General features: G+C 58.3%; 6 protein-coding genes. All 6 read left to right on the top strand.

Going from position 1 to position 12,138, the window contains the following annotated elements:
* The coding region (locus BPSY_RS11920) for a hypothetical protein (protein ID WP_238556793.1) at positions 1-242 on the top strand (242 nt) is incomplete at its 5' end.
* A 761-nt stretch (positions 243-1,003) separates the two neighbouring features.
* Entirely contained in the window at positions 1,004-1,948 is a 945-nt protein-coding gene (locus tag BPSY_RS03845) for a hypothetical protein (protein ID WP_033497926.1), read from the top strand.
* Between the two features lie 167 nt (positions 1,949-2,115).
* Positions 2,116-5,682 carry a MobF family relaxase gene (gene mobF, locus BPSY_RS03840; RefSeq protein WP_033497929.1) on the top strand — a complete coding sequence of 1,189 codons (3,567 nt, stop codon included), beginning with the start codon at positions 2,116-2,118 and terminating at the stop codon, positions 5,680-5,682.
* Between the two features lie 201 nt (positions 5,683-5,883).
* The gene (locus BPSY_RS03835; protein ID WP_033497930.1) at positions 5,884-8,958 is read left to right on the top strand and encodes a hypothetical protein; all 3,075 of its coding nucleotides are present in this window, start codon (positions 5,884-5,886) and stop codon (positions 8,956-8,958) included.
* Between the two features lie 45 nt (positions 8,959-9,003).
* Entirely contained in the window at positions 9,004-10,122 is a 1,119-nt protein-coding gene (locus BPSY_RS10980; RefSeq protein WP_051921648.1) for a hypothetical protein, read from the top strand.
* 736 nt (positions 10,123-10,858) lie between these two features.
* Entirely contained in the window at positions 10,859-11,998 is a 1,140-nt protein-coding gene (locus tag BPSY_RS03825) for a hypothetical protein (protein ID WP_152596831.1), read from the top strand.
* Positions 11,999-12,138: the final 140 nt, after the last annotated feature.

The raw sequence follows: 12,138 nt of genomic DNA, 5'->3' as shown, positions 1-12,138 counted from the left end.
CGGTGCATACTTGCCTGAATCCTGGAGTCTCAGCACCAGAAGGCAAGTTCGCCATTGCCTACTACTCTGAACTTTCTGTCACAGTGAACTCGACAACAATTCCCTTGGGCACAATTCTCATGCACTGCCCAATTGCAGAGGTTGATCCTGTGTCAGTAAAACAGCATGACGATCATATTGACTGCTCGATTCAACCGGTGGATAGCGCAGTAATCACAGCCCGCCTCACTCGTCCGGAGTAGAAACCAATTGAAGCTACTCAATTGAGTAGAAGGTCTGTAGCTGGAGCAGATCATTACCAAGAGCGGTGATTTGCCGGATGCGGGTCAGTTCGCCGTGCGCCAGGTTGGTCCCCCCGGTCTCTAGGAAATTCCAGGAGCCATTCGATTGCCATGGGTCGGGTCTACGTTTGCGAAGGTTGCATCTTCAGGGCTTGCGTTGTCGGGGTTGCGTTCGTCATTTTGGTTCCCTGCCGTTGGAAGTCCAGTTGCGGGTATGGAGAGTAGGCCGCGGACGTTCTAGATAGCGACACGCTCGGGTTGAAGGGTGTTCATGGATTCGTTCATATGAGACCGAAGTTCGGAGCGAGTGTCAAGCGCAAAGACGATGCGCTTGCAGACGGTCGAAACATCCTGCTGGGAAAAGTCGACGAAGGCGGTGATATCGCCCAGATTGGGCTGTTTGGAACAGTGCTAGGCGACTCGGCTACAGTCTTCTTCGTCGGCTGCTGCCGGGTTGGTCACCTGTCAGGTGCACGACCTCTCACGCCCTGAGCCGTCGTCAAGACCCGCCTCGAAACCCCGCTGACTCGCCAGCGAAGCCTCCGGAATTCACGGCAGCCCGAGTGCCGGTCTCGCCGCCGCCCGACCACCGCCGTCGTCCCGGCTCTCAGCGCCGCCATTTGAGCTGCCACACGTCTTGCAGAAGAGGTTTCAGTATGCGCTGACACTGGGTCCGCCTTTGCGGCGTTGGTCAGGCAGGTCGACTAGGTATCCTTTTCACTATGACTCACTGGTATACTATTTCACCTACGGCTGCAGAACGGCTATCGAAAGTCCCCGATTTGCTGCTAAGGTTCCGCGAAGCATTTCAGGAGATTAGCAATCTCTATCACTGGTCGCCAGCACCCAGCTCTCCAGCAGACCAGGCCGCCGCCGAACTGTCATCACTCGATCCTCTAATTGCTGATTCGCATGAGACTGATCATCAACTGATTGCAGAGGTTGTCCAGCTTTTTCTCCTCTCGGCAAGCGGACATCTCGGGGCGCTCGCGAGTCTTTATAAGAGTGGCGAAGTATTATTTTCGCCACCGCTTCTCATCAGGGCGGTGATAGAGAACTGTGCTCATGCTGTATGGGTACTTGGAGATGACCCGGATGAGCCTTCAGAGAACCGGCTTGCGCGCGCTTATCTTGAGGAGCTTTTGAGCGCGGAAGAGGCAAAGAAGAACGCGGGATATATGCGAGGGAAATCCGACCCGAGCTATATTACTGCCAGCAATAATTACAAGACGCTCAAGCAACGGATTCTCGCCAGGTTTCCTGGTACTACGCCGAAGCCTTTCGGTAGTAAAGACTTGTGCTTGCATGGGCAGAAGCTGCCTCGACCTGGAGAATCCGTCGTCAAAATGTACGAGCTCACTGAGGAGTATGGCGGAACCATCAACAGCAAGGAGGCCTCTGGCATCTACGGTTTGCTGTCAAATATGACGCATCCAACTCTCTACACAGCACGACAATATCGAAAGCGGCTCGACGATCCAGATGCTAATCACCAAAAGGCGTACCAACAGATTGGAATTAGTTCCATAGAGAATGAGGCACGTGCAGCGCTTGCAGCGTTCTACAACGCGCTCAATTACACGGTTTCCTACTTTGGTTGGCCGGAAACGGTAGTTGCTGATCTTGAGGATGCCACTCGCAGGGCGATTCCTGACTTCTTTATTTGAGTATTCAGATACAGTTCTTAGGCATTCTCAATTGACTATTTGGCCGCAATGCATCCATCGACGGGTCAAATCGAACTGCTGACAGCACAAATGTTAAGACGCGCCGTGCTCATTTTGAACTGAATGTTCTCATTGACCCACCTGCCATCCATGAGGGAGGTAGGTCTATGACAGTTTCGATGCGTGTAATGAGCGCGGGCGACGGCTACAAGTATCTGCTTAAGTCGGTGGCCGTCGGCGATGGGGACCGGAGTCTGTCGACCCCGTTGACGCGGTATTACGCGGAGGCGGGCAATCCGCCGGGCTTCTGGCTCGGCTCCGGTATTAAAGCCTTCGGTGCGGGGAACCTGACAGCAGGCTCACATGTCTCGGAGCAGCAGCTCCAACTCCTGATCGGCATGGGGCGTGACCCGTTGAACGGTGCGCCGCTAGGCCGCGCGTATCAGCAGTTCGCGAGTACGGCCGAGCGCATCGAAGAGCGGATCGGGCGGCTTAGCCCGAGCTTGGACCCCACGTATCGGGCGGAGCTGGTCGCCCAGATCGAGGTCGAGGAGAAGGAACGCGGGACACGCCACGCGGTGGCGGGCTTCGACTACACGTTCTCGGTTCCGAAGAGTGTGTCGGCTCTCTGGGCGGTGGTGGATGCGGGCACGCAATCCCTGATCGCGGCGGCGCATCACGCGGCGGTTGCGGAACTGGTCGAATTGGTCGAGCAGGAGGTTGCCGCAACCCGCGTGGGCGCAACCGGCCCGGACGGCGCGGTTGCACAGGTCGATGTACAGGGTGTGGCCGCAACCGCGTTCGACCACTACGACTCCCGTAGCCACGACCCCCAGTTGCACACGCACGTGGTCATCAGCAACAAGGTCAAGACCGTGCAGGACGGCAAGTGGCGCACCCTGGACGGCCGTCCCATGCACCGCGCAGTGGTGGCGATCTCAGAGATGTACAACGCCGTCCTCGCTGACCACCTGACCCGCACGTTTGGGATCGGATGGGAGGCGCGCGAGCGGGGTCGGGATCGGAACCCCGCCTGGGAGATCACCGGGGTGCCCGACGAGCTGATCACCGAGTTCTCCACCCGCTCCAGGTTCATTGAAGAGGAGAAGCAGCGGCTCATCGACGCCTACGTGGCTCGGCACGGACACCAACCAAGCTCTCGCACTGTGCTCAAGCTGCGCGGGCAGGCCACGTTGGCGACCCGTCCCGACAAGGACGTGCGCTCCCTGGCCGACCTCACCGCCCAGTGGCGGCAACGCGCCACGCAATTGCTCGGTCAAGACGCGACCACCTGGGCAACCGCACTCACCAGCAGCGACGTGTTGCCTACAACGGTACGGGCTGACGACGTGCCGCTCGATGTGATCGAACAGATCGGTGGGGTCGTCACCAGCGTGGTAGGTGAGAAGCGTTCGACGTGGACGCGCTGGAACCTGCACGCCGAAGCAAGCAGACAACTCATGGGGTTGCGGTTCTCCTCGACCTTGGACCGCAAGGTCATCACCGGCATGGTCGTGGATGCCGCCGAACAAGCCTCGCTCCGTTTGACGCCGCCGGAGTTGGCGGTCAGCCCCGTACAGTTCCGCCGCCCGGACGGATCTTCCCGGTTCCGCCCCTACGCTTCGACCGTGTTCTCCTCCGAGCACCTGCTTCAAGCTGAAGACCAGCTCCTGGCACGCGCCAAGAAGACCACCGCACCCACGATTGCCTTGGGCACCATCGAGGCCATCACCAGCGAGCCGGACAGGGCAGGCCGCCTGCTTGGCGAGGATCAAGCTGCCGCTCTAACCGCGATAGGGCTCTCGGGTCTAGTCGTGGATGTACTCGTGGGTCCTGCCGGTGCCGGTAAGACCACGGCCATGAATGCGCTGCGCCGCGCATGGGAGACAGAGCACGGCAACGGTTCGGTGGTTGGTCTCGCACCATCTGCGGTCGCCGCGCAGGTGCTCGCCGAGGACTTGGGGATCGCTACGGAGAACACGGCCAAGTGGCTGCACACCCATCACACCATGGGGGCCACGTTCGCGCCCGGTCAGTTGGTCATCATTGACGAGGCGTCGCTGGCGGGCACGTTCACCCTCGACCAGATCACCGAGCAAGCCGAGCGGCAGGGTGTGAAGGTGCTCCTGGTGGGCGACTGGGCGCAGCTGCAATCCGTGGACGCCGGCGGCGCATTCTCGATGCTGGTCACGGCCCGCCATGATGCGCCCGAGTTGACCGACGTGCACCGGTTCACCCATCCGTGGGAGAAGACCAGCTCGCTGGACCTGCGCCACGGACACACCAGCGCCATCGACACCCTCATCAGCCACGGGCGTATCCACGGGACGAATGAGGAACAGGCCCTGGATGATGCCTACACCGCATGGCGCAGAGACCAAGAATCCGGCAGGGCCTCGATCCTGGTGGCCGAAACCCAGCAAGCGGTCACCGAGTTGAATCAGCGGGCACGGGCGGATCGGATCATCGACGGCACCGTCAACCCCACGCGGGAACTGCCCTTGCACGACGGGAACGCCGTATGCGAAGGCGACCTGGTGATCACCCGGCGCAACGACCGACGACTCCGCTCCGGATCGTCGTGGGTCAGGAACGGCGACCGGTGGACCGTCACCCGGCTCCGCGAGGACGGATCGGTCACCGTACGTCCGACCAGGCGTCGGTTCGGCGGCTCCATCGTCCTGCCCTCCTCATACGTGGCCGAGCATCTGGATTTGGGCTACGCCGTCACCGCCCACCGAGCGCAAGGGGTTACGACCGACACCTCTCATGTCGTTGTCACCAGCACCACCACCCGGGAGAACCTCTACGTCGCCATGACCCGAGGCCGCGAGGAGAACCACGCCTACGTGGCCATCGACCGGCCCGACGACGACCACTCCCAGGCGCATCCCGGCGACAACCCCGACGCCACCGCACGTTCCGTCCTGTTCGGCGTGCTCCAACACGTTGGCGCCGAACCCTCCGCCCACCAGGCCCTCGCCGCCGAGCAGGACCATTGGGGCTCCATCGGCCAGCTCGCCGCCGAATACGAGACCATCGCCCAGGAAGCCCAAGCCGACCGCTGGCACACCCTCCTCGCCAAGTCCGGACTCACCAACGAACAGGTCGACAACATCCTCGCCTCCGACGCCTACGGCGCCCTCTCGGCCGAACTACGCATCACCGAAGCCAACCACCACAACCTCGACCAACTCCTCCCACGTCTCGTGGACATCCGGGGCTTCGAGGACACCGACGACATCGCCAGCGTCCTGCACGCACGCCTCGCCCGCGCCGCGGCCCGGCCCGCAGGATCAGGCCGCACCCGCAAACCGCCACGTCTCATCGCCGGACTCATCCCCACCGCCGACGGCCCCATGAGCACCGAGATGCGCCAGGCACTCACCGAGCGGCAAGACCTCATCGAGCAGCGCGCCGCCACACTGCTTGACGAGGCCATTGCAAAACGTGAACCTTGGACTACTCAACTCGGCCCCAAACCCACCGAACCTAGACGACAGGTGACATGGCTTCAAGCCGCGCGCGCTGTCACCGCCTATCGCGATCGCCACGAGATCAGCGACGACCAACACCCCCTCGGAGCGGAGCCTGCGGACACAAATGTGAAGCAGAAGATCGATATGGCCCGTGCGAGAATCGCACTTACACGGGTAGAGGAAATCGCTCACCGATCCGCGGACGTCAGAGAGCATCGCTCGGTCAGGTGGACTTCTCCTGGAAGGATCTTGTGATTTGAGCCCCGGGAGCGTCGGTGCGGCGGCGTAGAATAGTTACATGGATGTAGTTTGTGCAAGTTCAACCGATTCCGGCGGCAAGATACCGTCCAGAAAGGTTTATATGCCCGGACAGCGAGACCACCCATCTACGATGATCGAAACAACTATGTCATCCGTCGATCGCTTCCAGGTTCTCGCCCTCGATGGTGGAGGAGCATGATCGCGATGGATTCCCCGCCGCAGCTTGCGCAGCAGATCTTGTTCAGCCTCGATCGTCTGGGGGATACGAACGGTCACCACGAGTACGAGCAAATCTGCTTCGCATTCGCGCGACGCAGAATCAGTATCAACCTGTTGCCGGCTACAGGACCGGTAAGCGCCGGAGGAGACCAAGGCCGTGACAGTGAGACTTTCTGGTCCAATCTGGGTGAGGAGATTCCGCGCACATCTGTGTATGCGTCCACTGTCTCGACGGAGCGCGTAGTCCTCGCATGCACAATCCAAAAGTCTGGTGTACCAGCAAAGATCCGATCGGATCTAGCCAGTATCGCAGGCAAAGGAACACCTGTCGCACGTGTTCTATATTTCACTGTAGCTTCCGTCCCTGTTGCCAAGCGGCACGAGCTCATCTCGGCAGCCAAGACGGATCACGATATTGATCTGGAGATATTCGATGGTCCTGCGTTGGCGGAGCACTTGTCCGATCCAGACCTCTTCTGGATTGCGGCGCAGTACCTGAGACTTCCGTCCTCTTTGGCACCGGAGCGAACGGATAATGAGGAATCCCTGCCCGACTGGTATATCCGCGATCGTGATTATTGGCGAGCTCGAACAGATCCCGGGCGAACGATGGGGGACCTCATCAGTTTGCGAGACATATTGCGTCACTCGACCTTTAACGATCAGGGGCGCGCCGACCTCGGAGACTGGATCGCCAAGATGCGCGAGTTCCTCACTGTCGACGGGGCGTGGGATGTTCAGATGCGTGCCCGCTATGAAATCTCCGTCGCTACCCTTCGCGGAACCGGGACCCTTCGGCCCGCCGACCTGTTATTTCGCGAGTTCTTCAAGAGCGCCACTGAGATCGAGGACGATCTCCCTCTTCTTGAAGATGCAGTCGTTCTGCTCCAGTACGGATATGGAGCACGCCTTCGTGGCAAAACCGACATCGCGATGACCGAACTTGATCACTACTACGATGCGCTTCGCGCTCACATTCGAATGCTGCTAGGCAGCAAACCCTACCCAAACGCAAGAGCTCTACTCCTCGCAATTGATACGCGGCTAGCCTTCTTCCCGGCATACCCGAAGAATCTTCCAGGCCGTATCGAGGGGCTGATCGATCCCCGCGACAGCCTCCGTATGGTTCTGGACGCCTACGATGCCGGTGAAACCGTTCAGGCCAGAGGAGAAGCGATCCCACTCAGGGACCTCGACGGAGGTTTTGCCTCACTCAACGCGCTGTTGGACGCGCTACCGTCGGCCCCCGTATTTCCTGTTGAGGCCACAGCCGAAATGTTCGATCTGCTCGCGCTCTCTTTGGCTTCCCACCCGAAGTATGAACAGGCTCGTGACAGGCTGGACGAAGCGGTTGCAAGGGTCGGTGGCGACGCCCAGCGCGCGGAACGTGCACGTGCACGTGCCATCACCTTCGCCAAGGCGGGCCAGCTGCTCCGCGCGCTCGGAGAAGTGCACAACGCGAAGATTGGATGGTGGCACGGTGAAACAGTCGAAGACAGTATCCCGATGATGCTGCTCGCAGCGTCGATCTACGAACGCCTCGGTCTGTTCTTCGCTGCGAAGCTCCAAGCTTTCGCTGCTGCCGTCGCAGCAACCAGTGCCTACCAACCGAGCACTCACCGCTTTGTGCCGCAGGCGATCGCCGTGGCCGCGGTCAACGACTTCAAAGCCGGCAACTGGTGCTCAGCTTCGCAGCTCTTCCGCATCACGCTACTCGCCCAGAACGCCCTTGCAGAGGACCCCGGGAACTTCGATAGGCACGAGTACCTTGTCGAGCTACTCCGCCGTGAAGCGTTCGCTCTCCACGTAGCCAAGAAGCTGGCACCAATGTACGAACCCGCGATGCGATTATCGGCGCGGAATATGGGCACCGAGGCTCTGCTGGACACTCTCGGTGATCAGATCAGTGGCGATGAGGAATGGACGGTCGAGGGTCTCGTCACTAAGTTGGACGAGCAAGGTGTTGGTCGCCCGTTTGCTGACGCTGGACCGACACGTGATGTTCGGTGGTCCGCCTTCGGCACTGTCTGGACGGTGCGGAGTCAAAACACTCGCCGCAGCACGCTCGCCGCCGAACGGCTCATTTCTGCGATGCAGATCATCCAGGCCGAGCTCGCCTCCTCGGACGCCGTCTGGATCCCCACCGAGGTCCGCATCGAAGTGAGATCAGACGGGGATCACAGGATATCCGATGAAGGAAGGCTGGAACGTGTCCCCGACCGGAAGGGAAGCCATTGGATTGTCCATCTGGCACTAAGCAATCGTATGCAGGAAGAACACGCCTTGACCGAGCTTGTCACCGACGCATCCCTGCTTCTGCTTGATGCCTCCTTGCTCAATCGCGACCAGTTTCTTGAACTTGTAAAGGACGCGTTCGCCACAGGTCTATGGCACAAGCTCTTTGCAGGACGTCCTTACAACGAGGCGGCAGATTTCCTCAGCGACGAAGACTACGACATCATGAGTTCGCTTCCCCCCGGTCCTCTCGGCGCGAAAGTGCCACGAAAAGCGTTTTCTGAGCAACCAGAACTGAACCCAAGGACTGATATCGCCGACCGCTACAACCATGACGAGGCCATCGAAAATATCAAACGTCGCTATGCCAGGATGATGCCGATCGGACGACTGACTATCCCGCGGCTAGCATCAAACGGAGACTCGGCCGAAGTCCTCCGTAAACTACGAGACGAAGGGTGGCTTGATTGGCAACTGGTAATGGCGATAACCAACATCATCGGGAACGCACGTCATGCCTGGGAAGGACTACACCTCACTGTCGGCAGCCCACTTGCTGATCGCAAACGCGCCAACGAACTGCTCCGAAGAGAAGAGCTGAAGACTGATCCCAAACTCGGGCCTGAAACATTCACGCGCGAAAGGCTCCTCGGTGCATTGGAATTCACTGTGGCACTTACGGTGCCCTCATATGGGCTGGCACTCAACTCTCCCACGCCTGACATAGCCGCCATCCTGAAGGTCCTTCGAGAACGGTTCAAGTTCGGCGACGACGACGCCGATCATAATGACCTACTTTTTATTCCGCGCGACTAAACCGAGCTTCCCGTGTATACCTCATCCCAAACCAAGAAATAGCCAATGGAACTACCTGATCTCGGCAGGCTCATTGAACGATTTGACGGCTTCAACTACGGCTACTGGATGAACTGCTCGTGCGGTGGCCGATCATTTATCACTGCACATGACTACTTCATCGAGGCTGACGGCGCTCATATGTCCTGCGAACAATGTGGCCAGCGTATCCGCTTCGGCCCGGCCGTGGCTGCGCTCCGCGACAAGCACGACCCTGCGCTCCAGGACGACGTGGTGACAAGGTTTGCGTGGTATCACACCAGCACCTCATCAGATTGGCCGTCGCCCGATTATGCGCGCCGGTTTGCTGAGAATCTGTCGTGGAGCGACGACCTCATTGGCCTTAGCCGGAAACAGTACATTCTTAATGAAACGACCAAGGCGCTTCACCTCGGCACGTACGAGACTGCAATTGAGAATATGCTGCGCCGCATGCGCGATCAAGGCGACGGCAGCTCTCAGTTCTATCTCTACCGTGTCGCCCTTCGTCCCAAGCCTCTCCGCATCAATCCTGGGTACCGTGACGAAAACCACGAAGACGCGGCAAATCTCAAGATATCCGATCTGAATGCGGAAAACCTCGACGTAGTTCGTTATCTCAACGTTCACGAGGCGACGGGCGTACTCTCACTCGCTGTACGACCAAAAGCAATCGCCGCGGTGCAGTGCATCGAAATTCCCCTAAACGAACTCACGGTGCCGATCGATACCGAGAGTTTCTCCGCAGACGTAGCTCGCTTGAAGTCTGCGCGGAGCGCTTGGGTAACAGCTGAAGCGAAAATCGCGTCCATCGACCGAGGAACTCGAGTAATGATGCAATTCGGAGCCCGCCCTGACCCAGGAGGGCTTGCGAAGTATGCGGGAGAATTGGAACGTCACCACCAAACACTTTGGTATGACTTCGAAGCGCGGCTCGGAGAGCAGTTCTTGGCGAACGTCTCGCCTGTCATTAGGCGAGACTTCACGGAGGCGCTGGCATGTTGGCGGAGAGAGAACCCCACAACCGGCATCTATAGGTTTGTCGAACGTTACGCAGCGATGGCCGCGCTTCTAGAAGAACCGGACAAAATTCAAAGGACGCTTAGACATATGGAGTGGCTTGTTGTCCACCAGACTGCCGCCTAATCACTCACAGGGTGAGTCGGCCCGTTCTATCCGCTATGCTCGCGAGACTTTGATCGATGTCGCTTGCTGCCCATGCTGAGTTGCTCCCAGCTTTTAGGAGTATCAAGTTCATTGTAGAGAGTTGCTTTTTGCCCATGTCCGTAGCGAGATTTCTTCGTTCACGAAGGTTAGGCCAACGTTTCATCCGGAGCGTTGATATGCCACCGGTGGGCCATTCAGATCGTGTGCATGCTACTCAAGATGACTGGTTACCACATAGTATGTGAGTGACGGTCTCCTGGACGGATCATGCCTTCACCGGGAAGGATCGCTGAACCACAACCTCGTCGCTGACGCCAAGTCTTCCGGCGGCTTGCACGAGGGTTTCACGTCAGCGTAGAACTCGGCCATGTCATGACGCACGGCGTCGGCGAGTGCCGGTCGCCGGGCTTCAACGTTTGCCTGGCGAGCCACCTTACACCATCTCACGCCCCCCAAAATGCGTTGTGAGTTCGCGAAATGGTACTCCGGTACTATGCGTGAGCAGTTCAGCCCGATTCGACGCATTCAAACGGGTTCTAGCTTGACGCGATTTTTCTCGCGCTGGACCGCGCACGTCCGGGATTCAAGTGCCACAAGCGCGCGCTCACCGAGCGAGTGTTTCTTCGTGGATGCGGAAAAACAACGATCTGAGGGGCTTAGGTGGGTTTGAGAAGCTCGTACAAAGGTCCAAGCGCGTGTGGCTGGAACATAGAATGTGAGTATGTCGCAGCAAAAGGTTGATTCGTCTGTTAAAAAGAGTCTTGAGCGCAAACATTTTCAACAGGCACTGGATGTTCTCCGCACTGAGAGTGAGTGCGGGCGCATGATGGCGGACCAGGTCTTCGGTGAGGTTGTCAAGGCTGAGGAGAGCCCCGATTTCATCATGAAGATGCCTTCCCGACCGGACACCATCATTGGTGTCGAGCATCTTCACACTGACCCGAGCGGACGTGAGTACAGCAACCAGGGCAGACGCAGCAAACCACCGACCCACCAGTCCGAGCTTAAAAGGGTCAGGAGAGCGCAGGATGCACTCCAGGAGGATGGCAGGCAGATCGACTGGGATGATCACGAGCAGATCTCCGGAATCGCGGAAAGACTCAATAAAATCATCTCGGACGATGCACGGATCCTTTCTGAATCGGATGCACCCCGCCAAATAGAGGATCTCAAATTGTCTCTCCAACACCATCTGAGGAAAACGGAATCATATCGAAACAATGTTCTGAATTGCGGCAGCCGCATGTCGCCACGGCATGAGTATGGGGGTCTCGTCTTTTACATCGATATGCAATGCGACTATTCCTATTTCACCATCAACCAGCCAGGCCGGGTGCCTCGCAAATGTCATCAGGGCGAACTACCCCTATTCCCCGAAATCATTCGCTTGATACGTGAAGCGGCCAAAAACGATGTGAGATGGATACTCATCAGTACCTCGACGATGATCACCGACGACATGACCGGCGCTCTTCTATTCGACACCACGGATATAGAAACGAGTATGCGGCAGCAGGGACTGAACCCGTGCCTGCGGTTCATCTGCCAGATGCACAAGCCATTCGATGGCGAACGGCCATTCGTGCACAAGGGGGAAGTGAACGACGACAATGGAATCGACTTCATCCTCAACAGGAAGCAGCATGCCGGCACAAGACGCCAACTACAACGACTCGTCAAAGTGGAGGTATGCAAGGCCATCGACGCAATGGAGCACAACCAGACCTTCATCGCCTCGCCAGCCGTGCAACTCATGATTAATAGATATGGAACCTATCTACTGAAATGCAAACAACCAGGAGTGACTCTCAAGCCGGGTGTTATGGACAGGCTGCTAGGACTCATAAGGCACTGAGTGCAGTAAATGTAACCAGAGATCGATGAAGCCTCTTTCCAAAGCAGAGAAATCTTGGAAAGTCCGAGAAGAGCACGGATAAGAACTCAACCTGAGCCACCTAGAACGACACCACGGCCGATAGAATATATTGAAAACAT

Source organism: Bifidobacterium psychraerophilum, assembly GCF_000741705.1.
Taxonomy (GTDB): domain Bacteria; phylum Actinomycetota; class Actinomycetes; order Actinomycetales; family Bifidobacteriaceae; genus Bombiscardovia; species Bombiscardovia psychraerophila.
Note: the sequence above shows the minus strand (reverse complement) of the source record. Positions and strands in the feature narration are given on the sequence as shown.